The organism is Aquimarina sp. TRL1 (genome assembly GCF_013365535.1).
Taxonomy (GTDB): Bacteria; Bacteroidota; Bacteroidia; order Flavobacteriales; family Flavobacteriaceae; genus Aquimarina; species Aquimarina hainanensis.
Window position 1 is genome coordinate 3,726,776 of sequence record NZ_CP053590.1, and the last position, 21,712, is coordinate 3,748,487.

13 protein-coding genes are annotated in these 21,712 nt (G+C 37.3%); 1 reads left to right on the plus strand and 12 read right to left on the minus strand.

The genetic code is table 11. From position 1 onward, the window contains the following. Positions 1-121: 121 nt before the first annotated feature. The 10 genes from HN014_RS15365 to HN014_RS15410 form a co-directional block, all read right to left on the minus strand. A complete protein-coding gene (locus HN014_RS15365) occupies positions 122-1,129 on the minus strand; it encodes a pirin family protein (RefSeq protein ID WP_176029734.1) in 1,008 nt (335 codons plus the stop codon). A gap of 5 nt (positions 1,130-1,134) precedes the next feature. Then, complete coding sequence (locus tag HN014_RS15370) at positions 1,135-2,622, minus strand: S10 family peptidase (protein WP_176029735.1); 1,488 nt, start codon at positions 2,620-2,622, stop codon at positions 1,135-1,137. A gap of 139 nt (positions 2,623-2,761) precedes the next feature. After that, positions 2,762-6,058, minus strand: coding sequence for an amidohydrolase family protein (locus tag HN014_RS15375; RefSeq protein ID WP_176029736.1), 3,297 nt, complete (start codon positions 6,056-6,058; stop codon positions 2,762-2,764). A gap of 22 nt (positions 6,059-6,080) precedes the next feature. Continuing rightward, the gene (locus tag HN014_RS15380) at positions 6,081-7,724 is read right to left on the minus strand and encodes a M1 family metallopeptidase (RefSeq protein ID WP_176029737.1); all 1,644 of its coding nucleotides are present in this window, start codon (positions 7,722-7,724) and stop codon (positions 6,081-6,083) included. Positions 7,725-7,756: 32 nt separating this feature from the next. Further along, positions 7,757-9,091: a M28 family peptidase gene (locus HN014_RS15385; RefSeq protein WP_176029738.1), complete on the minus strand. Its 1,335-nt coding sequence runs from the start codon at positions 9,089-9,091 to the stop codon at positions 7,757-7,759. Between the two features lie 404 nt (positions 9,092-9,495). Further along, entirely contained in the window at positions 9,496-10,800 is a 1,305-nt protein-coding gene (locus HN014_RS15390) for a DUF4302 domain-containing protein (protein ID WP_176029739.1), read from the minus strand. Between the two features lie 31 nt (positions 10,801-10,831). Beyond that, positions 10,832-11,728 (minus strand): substrate import-associated zinc metallohydrolase lipoprotein, encoded by an 897-nt coding sequence (locus HN014_RS15395; protein ID WP_176029740.1) that lies wholly within the window; start codon positions 11,726-11,728, stop codon positions 10,832-10,834. A 13-nt stretch (positions 11,729-11,741) separates the two neighbouring features. Further along, positions 11,742-13,220 carry a RagB/SusD family nutrient uptake outer membrane protein gene (locus HN014_RS15400; protein ID WP_176029741.1) on the minus strand — a complete coding sequence of 493 codons (1,479 nt, stop codon included), beginning with the start codon at positions 13,218-13,220 and terminating at the stop codon, positions 11,742-11,744. Between the two features lie 11 nt (positions 13,221-13,231). Continuing rightward, positions 13,232-16,819 carry a SusC/RagA family TonB-linked outer membrane protein gene (locus HN014_RS15405; RefSeq protein WP_217704338.1) on the minus strand — a complete coding sequence of 1,196 codons (3,588 nt, stop codon included), beginning with the start codon at positions 16,817-16,819 and terminating at the stop codon, positions 13,232-13,234. Between the two features lie 194 nt (positions 16,820-17,013). Further along, the gene (locus HN014_RS15410) at positions 17,014-18,162 is read right to left on the minus strand and encodes a FecR family protein (protein ID WP_176029743.1); all 1,149 of its coding nucleotides are present in this window, start codon (positions 18,160-18,162) and stop codon (positions 17,014-17,016) included. A gap of 197 nt (positions 18,163-18,359) precedes the next feature. Here HN014_RS15410 and HN014_RS15415 point away from each other — a divergent pair, with 197 nt between their 5' ends. Next, entirely contained in the window at positions 18,360-18,839 is a 480-nt protein-coding gene (locus tag HN014_RS15415; RefSeq protein WP_176029744.1) for an RNA polymerase sigma factor, read from the plus strand. A gap of 178 nt (positions 18,840-19,017) precedes the next feature. On the opposite strand, the gene HN014_RS15420 is transcribed toward HN014_RS15415, so the two are convergent. After that, positions 19,018-19,791 carry a sugar-binding protein gene (locus tag HN014_RS15420; protein WP_176029745.1) on the minus strand — a complete coding sequence of 258 codons (774 nt, stop codon included), beginning with the start codon at positions 19,789-19,791 and terminating at the stop codon, positions 19,018-19,020. A gap of 112 nt (positions 19,792-19,903) precedes the next feature. After that, on the minus strand, positions 19,904-21,709 hold the full coding sequence (locus tag HN014_RS15425; RefSeq protein WP_176029746.1) for an acyl-CoA dehydrogenase family protein: 1,806 nt from the start codon (positions 21,707-21,709) through the stop codon (positions 19,904-19,906). Between the last annotated feature and the right edge of the window lie 3 nt (positions 21,710-21,712).

Here is a 21,712-nt window from a genome sequence, read left to right on the forward strand (position 1 = left end):
TAAAATGTTACCGTTCGTGAATAAAATCATATACCGAAGACAGGAGACACAAAGGGGAAAAAACAATACGCACTAAACGTTTCTTTTTAGTGCGTATCTATATTAATTATGTTAGAAAGAGTTACTTTATTTCTACGGTACCATCGGCAAATTGTGCAAATCGTCCTTTCTCTCGATCGTGTACATGCTCATAAGTAGCCCAGGGCCATCCTCCGTATTGTGTTTGCTGGTAATCAGCCATTGCCTGTCTGATTTCTTCCATGGTATTCATCACAAAGGGACCATGCTTGGCTACAGGTTCGTCAATTGGTTTTCCCTGTAACAATAATAGTTTTGCTTTTGTATTCCCATTCGTGATGGTCAATGAGTTTACCGGATTGGTAATAATACGATGGTCAACCGGAATTTCATACCCTTCGCTATGGAGTGTATCTCCTTCATAAAAATAAAGAGATCTGTTTACACCTTCAGTCGCTATAGGGAATGTGTAGCTACTGTTAGCTTCCATGTGTATTGTCCATATTGCCACTTCATTATCAGCATCTGCGGCCCAGGAATGTGGTGGGGGAGCAGGGGCTGTTTCCTGCATGGAACCGGCATACATTTTTAGGAATACCTGTTTCCCGTTTTCATCTGTTACGACTTGCTCAGGAATGGTTTCATTCCACAGCATCTTGAAATGCGGAGTCACCATTTTATGCGCTTTGGGCAGGTTCAGCCATATCTGAAATAACAGAAATGGATTGACCGTATCCTGATTGAGTAAAGGGAACATCTCTGCATGTAAGATACCTTTTCCTGCGGTCATCCATTGGGCATCACCATTTCCGAATCGCCCGGCAGCTCCTAAGGAATCGGAATGATCTACCAATCCTTTCTGGACAATAGTTACGGTTTCAAAACCTCTGTGCGGATGTGCCGGAAATCCCGGTACTTTACTACCGTGATACATTCTCCATCCATCTTTTTTTTCAAAATCCTGACCGATAATTCGTCCTTCCAGAGAGACAGCGGGACCTAATTCCTGATTTCCTTCTGGGTACCTGTCTTCGTGATAGGCACAGAATAAAAAAGGATCGCTGGTCTCCCACGGAAACCCTAATGGTTTAATTTTTAATATACTGTTCATAATGACTAATATTTTGATCCTATATGGATATTAGTCGTAGAAGTTTCTATAAAATTTCTCAGGTCTTCATTGGCCTGAATCAGGTCTTCATTCCTCAGATACATCATATGACCGCTACGATATCCTTTGAAGTGTAACCGGTCGGTTAGTTTCCCGTTAATGTTTAATTGCCACATGATATATTTGGCATTAAAGTAGGTGGTGGCTCCATCGTAATATCCGGATTGGATAAGGGTGTGCAGGTTGGGGTTTTTAGCCATGGCTGCACGAAGGCTTTTTCCACTGTTGTTTCGGGTTCTGTCCCAGGGATGTACCGGACCAAACATATTATAACTGAGGTCTGTTTTGAAATTGAGCTGCTCGCGGATATAGTAATTAATAGCCGGCGTAAAAGCATGAAGCCAGGAGGTGAGCTCGCTGTTGTAATCCGGAGAATCTCCTGCTTCTTTGATATCCATTCCTTTGTATCTGGAATCGAGCCGACCAATAGTGTACCCTTCCCGGTTACGAAGTAGTTCTTTCCAGAAAAAACGTTTGGGAACCTCCAGGTTGTGTTGTTCAATAAGGTGCTCCGACAAGCCGGAGTAATACGCCATTTTTTTGATGACCTCCTTTTTGGTAGCAGGATCCAGAGATCCTCCTCTGGCGATGGCAGGAAGTAATTGATTGATGGTGTAGTTTTCTACTTCGGGGAGTAAAGCCGTGAGATCTTTTTGCTGTAAGGCAGGAGGGAGTGCTTTGTGATACCAGGCTGCAGCAGTGTAATAAGGCAGTCGGTTGGCAGTCTCTACAGCTCCGTCGAATTGAAAGCCTATTTCTGTAGGGGATACCAGAATAACTCCGTTGAGGTACATCCAGTGCTTGTTTTGTAATGCGCCTGCCAAACCAGATACCCGGGTGGTTCCGTAACTTTCTCCTATCAGATACTTGGGTGATTTCCATCGGTTATATCGGGTGACAAACGTATTGACCCATCCCGCCAGATATTCAATATCTGCATTGACGCCAAAAAATAAAGCGTTGTCGGGCATTTTTCCTTCCTGATCAGGGAGCATTCTGGAATACCCCGTATTGACCGGATTGACGAATACAATATCAGCAACATCTAAGATGGAATTAGGATTAGGCTTGATACCATACGGTTGTACCGGAAATCCTTCTTCATCAATTTTTAAAATTTGAGGACCGGTATAGGCAATATGCATCCATACGGAAGCAGAGCCAGGTCCTCCATTAAAAGAAATGAGCAAGGGTCTGTTTTCATCATTTTTAATATCGCTTCGTTTGTAATAGGTATAAAATAAGGAAGCGATAGGGGTTCCTTTTTTATCCCATACGGGTTGGAATCCTGTAATGGCTGTGTAAGGGAACTGGGTTCCTTTTACGGTCAGAGTATGTGTACTTACGACAGTCGTATCTACAGGAACATGTATTTCCTGAGAAAACAGGGAAATGCTGATACAGCTGAGTAAGAGTGCTAATTTATTTTTCATCCTGCTTTGATTTTAATACCATTTATTATTTGAATTTACCGGAACAAAATGTTCTTTTTCTGTCCGGTTTTAGCATAAAAATAGACCGTAGCCCAACGATGTATAATTTTCTGTATTATTCAAATAATAACTGTTATGGTTAGTGATGTCCTACATGGCATCCGCAATTTCCTCGGCTAAAACTATGAGAAGCTTCGTGCCAGGGGAATGCGGTATTATAGCGAATATTTTCCCACCAGAACTGCGTTCTTTCTTTGGGATGATTTCCAATTTCATGCATGGTTTCTGTGTCATAAAGTCTTCCATTGACCATGGTATATCGTACAGAGGCTGTGTTTCTGATATGTTCCAATGGGTTTTTGTCCAATACGATGAGATCTGCCAGTTTACCTTCTTTTAGAGAGCCGATGTCATTTCCTGCGCCTATGTAACGAGCCCCATTAATAGTCGCAGCCTGTAATGCCTGATGATTGCTCATACCTCCCTGATGCAACATCCACAATTCCCAATGTGCTCCTAATCCCTGTAATTGACCATGTGCTCCCAGGTTGACCTTCACTCCTTCATTGGCTAATGCTGTGGTGGTTTTTGATACGAGAATATGACCGTTTTCGTATTCTTCATCCGGTACCATAGTACGGTGTCTGGCACGGGCATCTACTAAAGCTCTTGGGGTGTACTTTAATAATTTTTCATTTTCCCAGATGTTCTCTTTTTGATAGAAATAATACTCTCCGTTCATTCCCCCATAGTTGACAATCAATGTAGGAGTATAACCGGTTTTGCTGTGTTTCCACAATTCTTTTACATCTTTATAGACTTTGGTTACCGGAATGTTGTGTTCAATACCGGTATGTCCGTCCATAATCATTGTCATATTGTGATAAAAAGTAGAACCTCCTTCAGGAACAACATTAATTTTTTGTTCTCTGGCGGCCTGAATTACTTGTTGTCGCTGTTCTCTTCTGGGCTGGTTATAGCTTTTTACAGATTTGGCACCAAAAGCAGCAGTTCTGCGTATGGAAGATCTGGCATCGTCCAGAGAGTTAATAACAGCTTTGAAATCTCCATCAGCTCCATAAAGTATAAACCCGGTGGAGTAGAGACGGGGACCAACCATGGCTCCACTTTTGATCAATTCAGAAATGGTAAAGACGGTTTCCGTATTGGCAGAAGGATCGTGTGCTGTGGTTACTCCAAATGCAAGATTGGCATATAACTGCCAGTGTTTTTGGGTAGTCAGTCCATATCTGAAGGCTCCTACATGAGCATGTGCATCTACAATTCCCGGCATGATCGTTTTTCCCTGACTATCGTATACCTTAGTTCCCTCGGGAAGGGATACTTCTGCCGTGGGACCAATTTTTTCGATTTTATTTCCGTGAATAAGAATGGTTCCATCTTCTATTACTTCTTCGTTCTCCATAGTAATAATCCGAGCATGGGTAAAAGCAATTCTTCCGGTAGGAGTGTCCGGGGTGTATGATAGTTTGATATCGATTCCTTTTTGAGTTGGGGGACCTACTTTCTCAGGAGAACCTTTCAGGAAAGTAAATCGGCTGTGTACCGGATTCGAAAAATAGGTGTCTCCAAGACTCCAGTATACTGTTTTGCTATCGGTAGACCAGTGCAGGTTTATTCCGGCATCTGCTGCAATCTGTGTAACAGGAACTACAGTGGATTTAGGATCGATATTAATTTCCTTTCCATTTAAGACCAGGGGAGCGAGATAGGCTTTATGGAGATGGGTAAAAGCAATCCACTTATTGTCAGGACTGGGAACCAACCTGTTTGCATATTTGGAAGTGATATGCGTTTTTTGATCAAACCCGTCAATATTGACAGAGTGAAGTTTTTTAGTCAAACTCCCGAAATAGGTTCCTCCGGTCTGATAGAAAATTCTCTTTTCATCTTTAGAAAAAGTAGGGTATTCTCCTTCTTTACTGATTCGCTTAGGGTGTCCTCCGCTTAAGGATTGAAGGTAGATACCTGCTTTTTTTGTAAAACTACGTCCCTGGTCATTATTACCGCTTTCTTTTTTGTAAAGTATTTTTGTTTGTGTGGCATTGAATACTGGTGTTCTGAAAATTCCTTTTTCAGTAGAAAGTTTTGTGGGAGTTCCTCCGGTGATAGGAACGGTGTAAATGCTTCCCAGTTGTTCATCATTCCAGCTCACATAGATTACTGATTTTCCATCCGGGGAGAAACTCGGTTCGAATTCGAAGTCAGCACTGTTGGTCAATCGTTTCGGATTGCCTTTGGGTAGTGTTTTGATCCAGATATGACCTAATGCACTGAATGCAATGGATGTTCCGTCTGGAGCAGTAGTAATATTGCGAATGACTTTGGCATCTACAGTCTTGGGGGCTACAGGGCTATCATAATGAATGGTTTCTGCTATTTTTATAGCCGCATCAACCTGAAACGGAATGATTGTGGCTTTTTGTGTACGGATATTGATTCTGTGTAGTTTCCCTGCTGCCCAGAAGATGAGGTCTTCAGTGGCAGGAATCCAGCTGTAATTTGGATATACTCCAAAAATAGCCCAGGCTTCTTGCTGGTCTTTATCTAATTGGTCGTATACCGGCCATTCTTCTCCGGTTTCCAGATCGTGAATGTACAAAACGGTTTTGGTACGAACACGTTTGGTAAAAGCTAGTTTTTTTCCGTCGGGGGATACCTCAGGACGTGCAGCCCCTCCGGGTCCTCCTGTAATGGTAATTGTTTTCCCGGTTTTGAAATCATACCTTTTAATCACATAAATTTGTTTATTCGGGTCTTTGTTATATTGAAAATATCCTCCGGGATACATGTCTTCACTGTAATACAGATACCTGCCATCCGGAGATATGCAAGGTTCATTTACATCTTGCTGGTCATTTTTTCGTTTGGTTAGCTGTGTTCCACTACCCCCGGTGATATGATATTGCCACAGTTCTCCAGCTCCCATAGAGCGCTGAGAAGTGAAGTGTTTTCGGGCGATGAGGTAGTGCCCGTCCGGGGTCCATACGGCATTGTTTAACAAGCGAAATTGTTCCTTGGTGATTTGTTTGGCATGGCTGCCATCTGCGTTCATAATCCAAATATTATCTCCCCCTCCGGCATCACTGGTAAAAGATATTTTTGTCCCATCCGGGCTAAATTGAGGTTGGATTTCGAAGGGAATTCCCGTGCGAAGGGGAGTGGCTTTTCCTCCGGAAACAGGAATGGTATAGATGTCTCCCAACATATCAAAAACAATGGTCTTTCCATCAGGGCTGACATCGAGATTCATCCAGGTTCCTTCATCCGTACTAAAAGAATGTGTTTGATAATTAAAAGCTTCTCCGGGATGAGCAACATCCCACTTATCCGGGTTGCTTTCTTTTTTCTTTTTTTGCGCATTTGCTCCCAGAGAACAAATAAAAAGAAGGGCGAAAAGGGTTCTTATAAACATAGTTTGTGTATTTGATCTACTATTATATTTTTTTAGTGTCTATATAGAAGTTAGGGTCTATTTGTATTTGATCTTCTTTGATAGGTAAGGTATTCCACTGAGCAGAAGGTTGAATCCACTTCACACGATCCCCGATATGAATGCGTATCGGCATATCAAAATCAGCTACAATACGGGTGTATCGATAGGATAACTGTCCTTCGTTAATTTTATATTCGAGCAGCGGGATTCTGGTATCTCTGAGGTATTGATTAAAAAACGCACACAGGTCGATCTTGGTTTCTTTACTCAGGAAATTTTCAATTTGGGTGGTGGTAACAGTCTGATGATAAAAGGTCTTATTTATTTTGCGAAGAATGGCTCTCCACTGTTCATCATTATCTACCAGTTGTCGTAGTGTATGCAGCATATTGGCTCCTTTGTAATACATATCACCGGAGCCTTCGTGATTGACATTATAGGCACCGATAATAGGACGGTCATTTCTGATGGATTTTCGGGTGCCAATCACATATTCGGAAGCGGCTTTTTTTCCATAGTAATAGTCCAGAAAAATATTTTCTGAATAGGCTGTAAAACTTTCATGAACCCACATATCTGCAATATCTTTATTGGTAATGTTATTGGCAAACCATTCATGACCAGCTTCGTGGATAATGATAAAGTCAAACTTTAACCCCCATCCGGTACCTGATAAGTCAGTTCCCAGATACCCGTTTTGATATTTATTTCCATAGGTAACAGAGCTTTGATGTTCCATCCCCAGGTAGGGAACTTCTACGAGCTTAAAACTGTCTTCATAAAAAGGATATGGACCAAACCAATGTTCGAATGCTTTCATCATCTTAGGAGCGTCTTTGAACTGTTTTTTTGCTTTGTCGAGATGATCCCTCAATACGTAGTAATCCATATCTAAGGTTCCTTTCTCGCCTTCGTATTTTTCGCCAAAATGGACATAGTCTCCTATGTTAATATTAACCCCGTAGTTATTGATCGGGTTATTGACAAACCAATGATAGGTTTTGGTTTTATTGGGATGTTCTTCTACTTTTCTCAGTCTTCCATTAGATACGTTTACCAGGTTTTTAGGAACAGTAACGCTGATAAGCAGACTATCTACTTCATCGTACATATGATCTTTATTTGGCCACCAGACACTGGCACCAAGACCCTGACAGGAAGAGGCTATAAAATGGTTGTTATTGGCATCTTTCTTCCATGAAATTCCACCATCCCAGGGAGCCCTGACTGCTTCCTTCGGTGTGCCGCTATAATGCACTACGATAGTATTAAGGGTGCCTTTCTTTTGTTTTTCAGGAAGTGTTACAAAATGCGCATTTCCCTCTGATACGACGTTGAGTTCCTGTTCGTTCTGGGTTACTTTTTCAATGTGTAAAGGGGGTTGTAAATCAATCTGCATGCGATTGCTAGGAGCCAGCACCTTATAAGCAATCGTATTTTTTCCTTTGATTGATTTCCGATCCGGATCTACTGCTATCGCTAGGTGGTAATAGGTGAGATCCCACCATGCTCTTTCGGGAGTAATGCTTCCTCTTAACGTATCCTGACGCGAGAATTGCTGCTCTGAATGATTAAAAAGGTGGGTTTGTGCTTTTACCGTTAGGGTAAAAACAAAGAAAAAAATAAGTTGTAAAACTTTTTTCATGTATTCGTATTTATTAGAGAGGGATTATTTATTTAAAAAGTTTCTGAAGGGAATACTACCGGACTTTCAAATCCATTTTTAGCAACAGCAGCGATGCCAAAGAAATAGTTATCAATAACAATTCCCTTTAGGGTATACTGATCTACATTTCCTACAAATTTGTGGTGATCCCAGGTAGGGGAGGTGGTATCTCTCCAGTATATTTTATATCCGGCAATAGCGGGATCGGTACTTTTGGTCCATTTGAATTTTGCTGCGGGGGCTACAATCCCTCCTATTTGTACATTTTCAGGAACCGGAGGTGCCCAGGCCAAAGAGGCGAGGTTGATGGCATTGACTGCAGTTAGCTTAGCAGCATATTCAAAATTGACATGCTCGACCACATCGCCGTATTGGATACCGTTTTCTGTACGGATGTCTTGATGTTGTTGTGTATAGTTCTCATGGGCTTCCATGATACGAATTCCTGCATACCCGAGATCATTAAACGGTCTGTGGTGACCTCCTCTTCCGAATCGATCCAGTCGGTAGATCATCATAGGGTTCATTTCCGGCATATACGTTTTGACATTGTTGTGTACATAGCGGGCGAGTTGCCTGGAGATTCCATCAACTTCACCTCCATAGAATCGTCGTTTTTTTCTTTTGGACTCGGAATCTGTCGGGTCTGTTGGTTCTGAAAAAATTCTAAAGGAACGATTGTCAATGACTCCATCGACTCCTTTAATATTACCGATCATATCATTGTTCAGGATGCCTATAATCTCCCAGTTATTCTTTTGGGCATACCGGGCTAAGCCCGCTCCTCCAAACAATCCTTGTTCTTCTCCGGATAATCCGACATAGATAATACTATTCTCGAAAGTATACCTGGATAACACCCTGGCTGCTTCTAATGTGCCAGCCATACCACTGGCATTGTCATTGGCTCCGGGAGCATCTGTGGTATAGTCCATCGTATCACTGGCTCTGGAGTCGATATCTCCACTCATGATAATATAGCGATTGGGGTATTTGCTACCTCTCTGAATTGCTACAACATTAACCACCCAGGCATCTTTGGGAACTCTTTTTCCCATATCAGTGGTCACCAGATCTTTTTGATAAAAAACCTCCAGGCAGTTATTGCATAAGGCAGCTGTCTTTTCGAATTCTTTTTTAATCCATCTTCGGGCAGCTCCGATACCTCTGGTATCAGATAGGGTATCACTAAAGGTATTTCTGGTTCCAAATCCTGCGAGTGTTTTGATATCGCTTTCTATACGCTTAGCGGATACTTGATCTATAATATCATATAGTCTGCTATCTGTTTGAGCGGTTAACAATAGGGGCGATATCAGGAAAATACTAAGAAATACAGTTTTCATTTTGTGAATAATTAATCGCACAATTTAATTAAATTGAATTAATATGTTGGTTTTGTTAACATTTTTATAAGATCATAAAAGGTTTCCTGAATTTATTGAGGGTATGATAAAAAATAAAAAAGTGGAGAATTCAAAAGAATTCTCCACTCTGGGGGTATCTAAAGCTAGTATACGTAATAACAGATTGGTTAACTAAATAGAATATATACTTGTTGGGCTTGTGTTATAATAAACAGCAAAATGAGAGTTGAGTATGTGTGTATATGCATTCTATTTCTATGGCAATTATTCCACTCTTATTATCAGTATCATTGATATAGTGTTCAGTTCAGTTTCAACATAAGTTTTCATCAATGTTTCGCTTTAAATAACAGGGCTTTCCTTAGGGAAAGAAAGCCCCTTTTTTATAATCCATGTACAGAAAACCTGAAATTAGGAATGCTAACATTTATCAGAGAATAGGAAGCATTTGTTTCATTAGTTCTGTTGATGTAAAATCCATTGGGATCCAATAGAAGGTTAGCCATAGTTATATGGTCAGAAATATCTCCACTAATAAAATCAAGTTGAAAAACTATTCTTTCTCCGGAAATAACTACGGGATTGAAAACAAGAAAGGAAACAGACCCATTTATATGAGGAAATACAAAATATGATAGTCCTCCTGCATTAGGATCATCAAATACAATAACAATTTGGTTCAAAGAACTTGCTACCCCTAGGTTAAGAAAATCATCAGAGGTTTGAGGTAAAAAGAAATTACTGCTCTTATCATTATATACATATCGTCTGTGATTAACTCTAAAAGCATCTACATCTTCAGAAAATAATGAAGGAACTAAGGCAGTTGTTATAGGAGCTAGGTTATAACCAATGATTGATGTCATATTTCCATCAGTGGATGTATATGTTCCATCATTATTAAGGACAAATGCCTTAATCTCTTGTTCATTAAAGATAAAAGGGTCAATTAATTCAAAACCATTTTCAAGAATTTCTATTCCATGGGAAGTTGATGAAATACTTCCTTTTTCTGTATCAAAAGTAGTAATAACACCTTGTCTTTCAGCATCAGCAAAAGAAAAAGTACTATTTAATAAGATATTATTTTGAGCGTCTAAGACAACAAAATTCCTAAGAATTCTATTCGTAGTACTTTCTGTTTCAAGACTATTATAAAATGTTTTAAAAGAGTCAATTAGGTTTTTATCATTTTGAGTTGCTTTTTCAAAAGTTATTTTGGTAGGATTTTCTCCTCTATCAGTTTTACTTCTGAAAACAATTTGATTATCAGATATATCGTCAAATATAAATTCAAACTCAGCTTCTGTGATAAAACCTTGAGCCAAAAATAATTCATGGAAAAAAGTGTAATTTTCAAAAACTAATTCTGGGAAATGCCCTATATCTACTCTATAACTAGTTTTTAAATCACTTTCACCATTTTTGTAATCAGATGTGATTTCTACAGAATCATCATCATTAAAATCTAAATGCACATTATAAATTCCTGCTGAGTTTTTTGGTTGGTATTTTACTACCCATCCAAATTCCGAGGAGACTAAGGCTTTTTTATAATTATCTATTTGTGCTGCCACACGAGCATCTATATCAGAATCGAACAGTGGCGCTACATCATTATCATCACTACAAGCAAAAAAGCATAGTGAAATAATAAGAAGTGTATATGTTTTAAAGTTTTTTATCATTGTTTTTTTACTTTATAACGTGAAAATTTCACTAGTTAATACTTTTCAAAAATTCGTCTCTTAGCTTTATAAGATCGATTCCAACATCTTCATTCATATATTTTACTACGACATCATACTTTTGTTTGATTCGCTCTCTTCCTTTGTTTCTATCCAGACAATCCTGCCCTTGTCCTGTACAATTTTCGGGAGTAATGTATTTCTCATCAAACTCTTCTGGGGTAGTAGTAATAATCGTAGCAATTAATTCTGCAAAATCTTCTCCTACAGCTGATGTTCCGTATGGAGTAACCATTCCACGAGTAATAGCTTCATTTTCTGTTATAGAGAACCAAGTACCATTAGAGGTATAATCATCTCCAGAAATTTGATAAAAGGCTTCTATGTCGAAGTTAAAATTCTGATCAATAATATGTGCAAACTCATGGTGGAGCGTATGAAATGTTTGTATTATCCAGGCATTGTTTCCAGGAGCGTAATTATTAGCCTGAGTAAGGGTTACTCGTACACCGGAATCAGCTGTTCCTAATACAATTGTTCCATCTCCATTAAAAAGGGGAGATCCCAGAATTACAATTTCTCCTGGAAAAAACTTTTTAAGAAAAGCTTCTCCCTGATCAGAGGCTTGATTATAAGGCTCTATCCAGGCTTGTTTAATCAATTCGGCAATAGGTTTAACGACTTCTTTTTTAGGTGGGACAGCCTTATATCGCTGATCGATATATCGGTCTATAAACTTATAAATGATTACAGAACCGTATGGGTCTCTGAACTCTTCTTTTAAGTAAACATCTAAAGGGTCCGTAGATTCTATTTCTTCAAACAGGTCTACAGGTTGTATTGTTTCTTCTCGTGTACATCCCAGAATGGCAGTAACACAAAGAACGAAAAATACTATTTTTTGTAATGACATAATATGTGTTTTCATAATTAGCAATATTTTATCGAGGATTAGGTGTTAATCCAAAAGAGATAGCATCTCTTGGTATTTGCACGGCTCTTCTAGGGTCATTGGCAGGTAATTCTACTGTTTCCCCTCCTTCACTAACAGGAAGAATATGGGTAACAGGTATGTTATGCCTTTTTATATCGAACCATCGTAATCCATGGAACCAAAATTCTTTTTTTCGTTCATCCAAAATAAGGCGTAACATCCCTTCTGTTTCATCAGTAGCGTCATAATAACTGGTAATGGCAGCTATATCGGTATAGGTTTGCCCTCTATATCTATTTTCTGCGATTATATTAATATCAGATAAGGCAGCATCCTGATTTCCTAAAAATAAATTCGCTTCCGCTCTGTTAAATAAGACTTCTTCTCCTTTTAATACTACTTCGATATGATATGCTTGAAAAGTATTGGAGCTTAAGTTTTCTCTAAAGGTATATTGCCAAACCCTAGGAAGGTATACTCCATTAGATCCTATAGTTCCAGATAAATCATCTCTAATATCATCTATTCCCAATTGATTCTGATACACCTCAGAAAGTTGATTATTAGTTAATCTGAATCCTTGATTAACTCTGGTGTAGAAGCTAAACTTTTGTATAACCAATAGGTTACTAGGGTCTGCAGGATCTTCATGTTTATTAGCAGTTTCCTGAAAGTTAGCACCTGTTATTTGAGTATAATCTTTGATATAAGTAGCTGGTGATCCATCAAAAAATAAATCGCTGTATTTTTTGCAATTCGCATAATCTTTTTTCCATAAATAAAATCTGGAAGCAAATGCTAATGCCGCTTTTTTGGTAAAGTGATATTTTTTAGTTCCGATAAAGAATTTATCGTTGATTAAAGATAATCCTTCCAATAAATCTTTTTCTACTAAATCATATACTTCTTTTACGGTATTACGGGTATAGGAAGGTAAAAATTCAGTCTCAGGAGATGTAATATAAGGTACCCCAAGATTTGTAGCTGCATTTTGATCATAATGTAAACCAAAAATATTAACTAACATAAAATGATGGTATGCTCTGGATAATAAAGCTTCTCCTTTAATTGCATTTTTTTTGTCTTGTTCTCCATCTAGGTTGTCAATAATTGCTAATACTTCATTTGTCTGAGCAATAGCAGCATAAGATCGATCCCAGTAATAAGTTGGGGTTTCCTGAAAGATATCATTAACTTCTTCCCATTTGTATAATTGTCGGTCCTGATTTGTTATTATATTTCCTCCGGTATCTTGTACAATACCATTTCCATCTGGATTTCCGGTAGGACCAGCAAGGTCTGTATATGTTTCAGTAAAGAGAAAGCTTGCTACTGAGTATGAATCTGCTACTACCTTGGCAGCTTTGTCTAGGGTGTTTAATTCCAGACGATCATCTGGAGACTCTTCCAAATAACTATCACAACTAACAAAAGCGATAGAAAGAAAGAGAGGGAGTATATATGAATATATTGTATGTTTTTTCATAATTTTTCTTTTTAGAATCCAACATTTAGAGATACTGTAATCGTCTTAGCTAATGGTAGTGCAGCACCTCCTGTATTAAAGAATTCAGGATCCTGTCCTTGTAGCTTATCATCAGAATACAATAAGAATAAGTTTTCTCCTTGTACACGTACTTTCGCAGATGATAGTCCTAGCTTCTGAGCATAACTTTTAGGAACAGTATATCCTAGTGCAATCGATCGCATTCTGGCATATGTACCGTCAGCAACTCTGATATCACTGTTATTATACAGGTGATATGCGTTGTCATTTCTTAAAATATCTCTGGTAATCCTTCTATCAAGAATAGCAGGAATGTTTGTGGTATTTTCATCGCCAGGAAGTGACCATCTGTTGATTAATTCTTGAGGTAAAGAGTTAAAATCAGTGTATCTAGAGTCAAAATTACTGTTCAATCTGATCTTATAATCAAATTTAAAAGAAATATTAGCAGCTAATGTAAAGTCTCCAAAGGTAAAGGTATTGGTTAATCCACCTGCTCCTCTTGGTTGTGTTGGTCCTTCATATTTTAATATTTTCTCGATATCTTCTCTATCCTGTAAGTTGATATTGGTTACCCGATTATTATCAGCGTCAAAGAATGTTGGGATTCCAAATTCATTTAACCCGGCAAATCTGGTAGAATATAGGGCAGAAATTTCTCTTCCTGTAAAAGGAGCTCCTGTCGAAGTTATTAAATCTACTAACCTAGGATTAAAACGAAGTTCTGTAATTTTTTCTGTATTATATCCTACATTAAAATTAGTAGTCCATGAGAATTTAGGCGTTTTAATATTTACCGTTGACAGTGCAAATTCATACCCATCAACTTTTAAATCTGCATAGTTTCCTGTTTTAAAGGCTTCTCCTCCGACTCCACTGGTCTTGATCAGCCCTATAAGGTCAAAAGAATTACGTTTGTAGTATCCGATTTCACCAGCGATTCGGTTATTAAAGAACCCAAATTCAAGACCAGTACTAAATTCTTTTAGTTTTTCAAAGGTCAAATCATTGTTCTCTAGGGATCTGATTCCTATTACACTTTCTACGTCTTGTGGGCGCAATGGTACACGAGCTCTTAGATCCAAAGAGGCACTGGTTAATGGTCCTCTTCCTCCTGATAGTCCATACGTAGCTTTTAACTTAAGATTGTTTATCCAATCCGCATACAAGAAATCCTCTTTATGAATATTCCATGCTCCACTAATGTTATAGTTGGTTAAATAGCGTGCTTTGCTACTGGATCCTTGTAAGTTAGATCCATCATATCGTAACGTTCCGTTTAAGGTATATTTGTTCTTTAAGCTGTATCCTGCATTGAAGAAGAAACCAGTGAAACGATCTCTAAAATTTCTAATGCCAAAGTATTGATCTCTGCTATCTGTTAATTGGTCAATAGCATCTGGATTGGTATTTACAATATATCCATTATCATATGAGATACCAAAACCTGTATATTCTCTACTTTGTCTGGTGGTAGATTTAACCTCTTGCCCTAATAAGAATGAGAAAATATTATTGTCATTTAATTTTGGATTCCAGGTAATAGCATTTCTAAGGTATGCATAATCAAGTATATCTTCGTTATAAATATTTAATCCACCTTCTGGTAATATAGAATATCGAGGTCTTCTGGGATTATCCTGATCTTGGTATAAAAACGGGTTGATATTGATTAAGACACCGTCATCTGCTCGATAAGCCTCTGCCTGATTCGAATTATCCCCAATTATATGCTCCCGTTGTGTAATTGCCTTTCTATAGTTAAAAGTGGAACTAAATGAAAGATTGTCTTTTATCTGATAGTTCAAATCGGTCTGGAATGTAATATCCGTAACATCAATATCAATGAAGTTATTTCTTAGTTCGTGGATGATATTGAACGGTGCATAGTTCTTTCTGAAGAATTCCAGATTTCCATTTGCGTCATAAGGGGTTACACTTCTACTATTAGTCAGAGAAAAGCTAAATGGGTTGATGTCAAATTCCCTTTCGAATTCTCCTGTAACAGAATTTAATTCTCTGTCATTTGTTCCCGGAGCTCTCTGATCTCTGATGCTTCCTACAATAGAGGTTCCTAATGTAAGTTTATCTGATAGATTAAATTTAGTATTTAGTCGGGCGGTATAGCGTTGTACCTCATCTCCGATCGTCTGCCCTTCATCATTTAAGTAACTTAAAGAAAAGAAGTATACAGCATCATCACTACCTCCAGAAATGTTTAAAGAGTGATTTTGTTGTATAGAAAGGTCATTAAATAATGTTTTAAACCAATCGGTGTTTGCTGTTTGATACCTTCTGAAATAATCATTGTCTAATTCTCCGTTAGGACCAACAGGGGCTTCATTCGTAGCTCTCAGGTTATAGTACTTCCCAATTACTCCATAAGATTCAGCACGCTGAGCAGTGGTTAGATCGATTAATCCTTTATTAACCAGTTCTGCATATACAGATAATTCCTGCTGAGAGTTTAGTACATTAAAGTTGTTATATCGAGGACGTAATCTATGAGAGAAACTACTGTTGTAGTTGATTCTCATCTGTCCTTTTTTACCATTTTTAGTGGTAATTACAATTACCCCGTTTTTAGCTCTGGCTCCGTACAAAGCGGTAGCAGAAGCATCTTTTAGAATGGAGAAAGATTCAATATCATCCGGGTTGATCCCAGCACTAGAGGATCCGATAAGAGAATTGATATCTCCTGAAGAAAGATCATCCTGACTTAGTTCTACATTGTCTTCCAGGATTACTCCATCGACTACCCAAATAGGATTGTTATTACCATTAATAGAAGTATTACCACGAATTCGAATTCTTGGAGAAGCTCCAAAAGAACCAGAAACGTTATCTACCACAACTCCGGCATCTTTTCCTTCTAGCATTCTAGAAGCATCAGACACTCCGTCTATTTTTACATCTTCTAATTTTAAACGAGTGGCTGCTCCGGTAAATAAGCGACGGTCGATTTTTTTATAACCATCTGTAATGATTACTTCATCAAGTGCCTCTACAGATTCTTTTAAAACAACTTTTAACTTCTTTTGATTGGTGATTGTAATCTTCTGGGTTTCAAAACCAAGGTTTTCTATAACTAACACATTGGCTTTGTTTACTTTTATTACAAACATCCCGTCAAAATCAGTAACTACCCCTTTTGAAGTTCCTTCGATACTTACAGTGGTACCTGGGATAGGGGAGCCGTTTTTATCAACTACCTGCCCTTTGATCTCGATTAGATCTTGAATTTCTTTTAATCGATTTTGTATTTCTCTATCATTAATATTGCTTTTGAATAGTACGATTTGTTTATCTACTATTTTATAAGAAATATTCGTGTTTTTTAGCGCTTTGTCTAAAATATATCCTATTTTTTGCTTTCTGGCTTTTAAGGTGATTTTTCTTTTAAGATTTACTTCAGAATTTTTATAAAAAATTTTGAATTCTGTTTTTTTCTTAATTAAGTCAAAAACTTTTTCAACACTTATATTGTTGATATCCATGCTTATTCGGGTGTTTTGCGAATAAGAGCTGGCATTTATTCTTAAAAGCGACACAAACAGGAGTAGTACTGTTAGCCTCATTTTTAAACTGAGTTTAGATTTAATTACACTTCTAGTGTAATTCTGTCTATTTTTTTTCATATTTTTAATATGATTTAATGATTTTGAACCGTTATTAAATTACAATTTTTCTAAATCGAGGAATGTTGCAGCATTTCTCGATTTTTTTCTTTTATGTCAATTTTTTTTCATGCATCCTTTCTTTTTTTGTTTTTTTATGGGTTAATTATTATCTGGTTTTCCTTTATTTCGTAGCTAAACAGGGTGTTACTTCTAAAAGTATTTAAAACATTTTCAATACTTTCTGTATCAAATTGCCCTGTGAATTTTTCCTTTTTAATAGTTTCATTATTGATAGTGATCTCTACATCATACGAACGTTCCAGTTTTTTCATGATATTTTCGAAACTTTCATTTTTGAATAGTAGGATATTATCAATCCATGCAATATATTGGCTAACATCTACTTGGCTGATTTTGATCTTTTTTCCAACACTACTAATCCTTGCTTTTTGATTAGGAGAAAGTCGTTTATCTGTATGTTGATCAAAACGCTCTTTGTCTTTAAACACACCAACACTTCCTTCTATTAATACCACTTCAGAAAAAGAATCATTCGCATATGAAGAAACATTAAATTCCGTACCGAATACTTCTGTATTAATTCCGTTAGTAGCTACAATGAATGCATCTTCAGGATTTTTGGCAACCTTAAAATAAGCTTCTCCTTCCAGAGATACTTTTCTGGTAGTACCAGCTATAAAACTAGAAGGGAATGTCAATGTCGATCCGGCATTGATATGTACAATGGTTCCATCTGATAATTCAATTTGTAGTTTTCTGCCTTTAGGAACTCTTAATGTGTTAATAATCACTTCCTCTAGTTCATTTTGCTGCTGGTAGGTAAGTTTGCTTCCTTTTTGTACACTTACCGTCATTCCATTTTCGTCTTTGATTTCTTTAAAAGTATCTTCGACTTTGATCATACTGACACTACCATCGCTAAGCTCTAAGCTTATTTCTGTAGTAATATCTTCAAGCTTTAATTCTGTTTTATCAGTAAAGAAGGTTGTGCAAAAAGCAATTCCAACAATCGCAGCAGCATATTTGGTGTACTGACCAAGTCTGGAAATAAACCCTCGGGTGTTATTTTTCTTTTGTATGAAGTTGGAAAAAGCTTTGTCTTTATCAAAATCATTTTTCCCTAATTGAACATAGTGATCAGTAACGGCATATTGTTTAAATAATTCTCGATTTTCTTTTTCTTTTAACCAGGTATTAAACAGGGCTGTCTCCTCCTCAGATAATTCTCCGTTGAGGTATTTTATTATTTGATTTATTTCTAAATCTTTCCCTTTTTCCATTGTTAATAATTGTCTATATTTATAGCTAAGACTGTTAATTTTTTCAATACCCTTATTTTTTAGTTAAAAATTTTAATATTTATTTAAATTTGCCGTGACTTTTTGTTAATCTAGCGTTAAATTTTAGCTATTAAAAAAACATACTACTCATAGAAAATAATACCCAAATAGAAGAATTAAAAAAAGGAAATGAGTTTGTGTATAGGCATATTTATGATCTGTATTACAATGAGTTATGTTTGTATGTGCTAGGGTATACAAAAGAGCGGGCACAGGCAGAAGACATTGTTCAGAATGTGATGTTGAGTGTCTGGAAAAACAGGAAAAAACTTAAGGTAAAAACTTCTTTAAAAAGTTATTTATATAAGTCGTGTTATTATGAATTTGTTGATTCATATAAAAAAAGAAGGAATGAATTAAGCTTTATCGATCAAACAAAAATGGAAGCGTTGGATGTCTTTATAGAAGAAGATGATGAATACATTCAGAAACGGATAAAAGATGTACATGCGGAAATAGAAAATCTCCCTCCAAAATGTAAGCATGTTTTCGTGTTGGCTAAATTTCAGGGACTGAGGTATAAAGAGGTAGCAGAGCAACTAAATATCTCCGTAAAAACAGTAGAAGGGCAAATGACAAAAGCAATGACAAGATTAAAAGATAGGTTAGGACGTTAATTAATTTCTTCTATTGTATATAGACCATATGAATACACAGGTCACAGATAAGTTTATACTAAATCATGTGTAAAATACATAAAGAGATCATGGGGAATTGATATGCAAAAAAGCCCCACCTTCCCTAATAAAATAAATTGACAGGTACTTACTATCTATTAATAGGGGTAATAATGAGTTATTCCTTTAATACAAGAGTTCCAAAGGTGTTTGCGTTGTTTTTTAAGGATTGGTATTCTTCTTCATAAATAAAGACAGAGCCAATTTTGGAAGTGTCCGATGAGGTGTCTACATCGTTATATGCGATCATAAAACCTAATTTTTGATCTTTTTGCAATATGACCTGATCATTGACACCGTTTTCTTTATAAGATTGATCATATATGGTAATCTTAAATTCCCAGGTAGTTACATCATTAAAGGAGTTTTTCTGGGATTGTACATGATGATTGTAGAAAAGAAGTGCCCCTTTAGGATCAAAACCGATTACATTGCCGTCAGGGGTAATGGTATAATTAAAAATATTATGTTGTTCAGGGAATTTTCCCCCAGAATTATCCTGATCAATAAATAGTTGTATATAATCGTTTCCCTCTGGAGTATAGGTGTGTTTATTGATGAGGGTATCATCTTTGATCTCCACCAAAAGGTATAATGCTTCCGAGGTCCAACTCATTTTATACCGGGCAAAAAAATCAGAGAAGGAATACGCTGCTCCTGACCATTTTTGATCAATAGCATACCATTGGGTATTGTTCCAGATAGGATCATTTTTTGATCCGTCTATATCCGGGGCAATAATTGCTTTTTTTATATCCCTGAGTTGATGATCAACTTTTTTGTAGGTTTCCTGGTCTGATTGAGCAATAAGGGAAAAAGTAGTATGAGTGGTTCTTTCTTTACAGGCAAAAAGGCTGGCAATAATGAGAATAAGTGCTGTTTTTTTTAGCATAAATAGAAGGTTTCTGTAGTACAAAAATAAAAAAGCGATCTTTACTTTTATAATTAAAGTAATGATCGCTTTCGAAATTTAGAATTAAAAGCTTTTTATAACTGATTATCTGCTATGAAAAGTGGTATCCATTTTCCTTTGCTACACTATCTGCAATACATTTTCGTAATTCGACAATGTTAGGATGTGTAGGGTATTTGGTAAAGCGTTTTAATCCCATTAGCATCATACGTTGCTCGTCTCCTTCAGCAAAAGATACGATGCCTTCTTTGGCTTTTTGAGTAATCGTATCTACTGCATTATAAAGGTATAACTGTGCCATGGCAATTTGTACCTTTTGAGAATCTTCTCCATTTCGTTTGGCATTTTTCTCTGTTCTCAAAATAGTAGATTCTGCCATGTATATTTCAATCAAAATATCAGAAGCTGCTAAAAGAAGCTGTTGGTGTTCTTCTAGTTGCGGACCGTATTTCTGAATTGCAGCTCCTGCAACCATTAAGAATACTTTCTTTAGTTTCCCGATCAATTCTTTTTCCATAGAGAAAAGAGCACTGTAGTCAGGGGTGTCAAAAGAAGGAATTCCTGTTAGTTCATCGGCTACTTTCATGGCAGGATTTAAAAGATCTACATGACCTTTCATTGCTTTTTTTATAAGCATCCCGATAGAGAGCATTCTGTTGATTTCATTAGTTCCTTCATATATTCTAGAGATACGGGCATCTCTCCAGGCAGACTCCATAGGGGTATCTGCAGAGAACCCCATTCCTCCAAAAATCTGAATCCCTTCATCTGTACAGTTTTGTACGTCTTCGGATACAGCTACTTTGAGAATTGAACATTCAATAGCGTATTCTTCTACTCCTTTTAATTCAGCTTCCTGATGAGAGTTTCCTTCTTCTTGTCTGATAGCAATACGATCTTCGATATTTTTGGCAGCTCTATAGCATGCAGATTCATCAGCGTATGCGTTGGTCGCCATTTCTGCAATTTTTGCCTTAATAGCACCGAAATTCATGATTGGAGTTTTGAATTGAATTCGTTCGTTGGCATATTTAGTTGCCTCATCAATAATTCTTCGTTGGGCATCAAGACATGCAGCGGCTAGTTTTATACGTCCTACATTCAGGGCATTCATGGCAATTTTAAAACCATTTCCTCTTTCTGAAAGCATGTTTTCTACCGGGACTTTTGTATTGCTAAAAAATACTTGTCGGGTAGAGGAGGAGTGTATTCCCAGTTTCTTTTCTTCATCTCCGAGAGAGATTCCATTAGAAGGATCATTTTCTACAATAAAGCCGGTGATATTTTTATCATCTTCTATTCTGGCAAATACAATAAACAGATTGCAAAACCCTGCATTGGAGATCCACATTTTTTGACCAGAAATAAGATAGTGAGATCCATCATCAGAAAGTACAGCCTTTGTTTTTCCGGAGTTGGCATCAGATCCTGCTCCCGGTTCTGTCAGACAGTAAGCTCCAAACCATTCTCCACTGGCTAATTTTGGAACATATTTGCTTTTTTGTTCTTCATTTCCATATAAAGTAATTGGCATGGTCCCAATACCTGTATGGGCGCCAAATGCGGTACTAAAAGATCCTGTAGCACCAGATATATAATCGCAGACCAGCATGGTTGAAACAAATCCCATTCCTAGACCTCCGTAAGCTTCAGGAACAGCAACTCCAAGGAGTCCTAGTTCTCCGGCTTTTCGCATACACTCTTCAGTAAAAGCGTAGTCTTTTTTCTCAAAACGCTCCCAGTGTGCCCATAGTTCTCTGTCTACAAACTCTTTGGCACTGTCACGCATCATTCGTTGCTCTTCAGAAAAATCTTCAGGCGTAAATACGTCTTCGCAATTTGTTTCTTTTACAAGGAATTGCCCTCCTCTTAGAATATCTTTTTTTGTTGTACTCATGGT

What these genes read in the sequence shown, in the direction of transcription:
- HN014_RS15395 (WP_176029740.1), bottom strand. Translation starts at nt 11,728, where the DNA reads ATGAAAACACATATTATGTCATTACAAAAAATAGTATTTTTCGTTCTT.
- HN014_RS15380 (WP_176029737.1), bottom strand. Translation starts at nt 7,724, where the DNA reads ATGAAAAAAGTTTTACAACTTATTTTTTTCTTTGTTTTTACCCTAACG.
- HN014_RS15425 (WP_176029746.1), bottom strand. Translation starts at nt 21,709, where the DNA reads ATGAGTACAACAAAAAAAGATATTCTAAGAGGAGGGCAATTCCTTGTA.
- HN014_RS15365 (WP_176029734.1), bottom strand. Translation starts at nt 1,129, where the DNA reads ATGAACAGTATATTAAAAATTAAACCATTAGGGTTTCCGTGGGAGACC.
- HN014_RS15385 (WP_176029738.1), bottom strand. Translation starts at nt 9,091, where the DNA reads ATGAAAACTGTATTTCTTAGTATTTTCCTGATATCGCCCCTATTGTTA.
- HN014_RS15375 (WP_176029736.1), bottom strand. Translation starts at nt 6,058, where the DNA reads ATGTTTATAAGAACCCTTTTCGCCCTTCTTTTTATTTGTTCTCTGGGA.
- HN014_RS15370 (WP_176029735.1), bottom strand. Translation starts at nt 2,622, where the DNA reads ATGAAAAATAAATTAGCACTCTTACTCAGCTGTATCAGCATTTCCCTG.
- HN014_RS15420 (WP_176029745.1), bottom strand. Translation starts at nt 19,791, where the DNA reads ATGCTAAAAAAAACAGCACTTATTCTCATTATTGCCAGCCTTTTTGCC.
- HN014_RS15390 (WP_176029739.1), bottom strand. Translation starts at nt 10,800, where the DNA reads ATGATAAAAAACTTTAAAACATATACACTTCTTATTATTTCACTATGC.
- HN014_RS15400 (WP_176029741.1), bottom strand. Translation starts at nt 13,220, where the DNA reads ATGAAAAAACATACAATATATTCATATATACTCCCTCTCTTTCTTTCT.
- HN014_RS15405 (WP_217704338.1), bottom strand. Translation starts at nt 16,819, where the DNA reads ATGAGGCTAACAGTACTACTCCTGTTTGTGTCGCTTTTAAGAATAAAT.
- HN014_RS15410 (WP_176029743.1), bottom strand. Translation starts at nt 18,162, where the DNA reads ATGGAAAAAGGGAAAGATTTAGAAATAAATCAAATAATAAAATACCTC.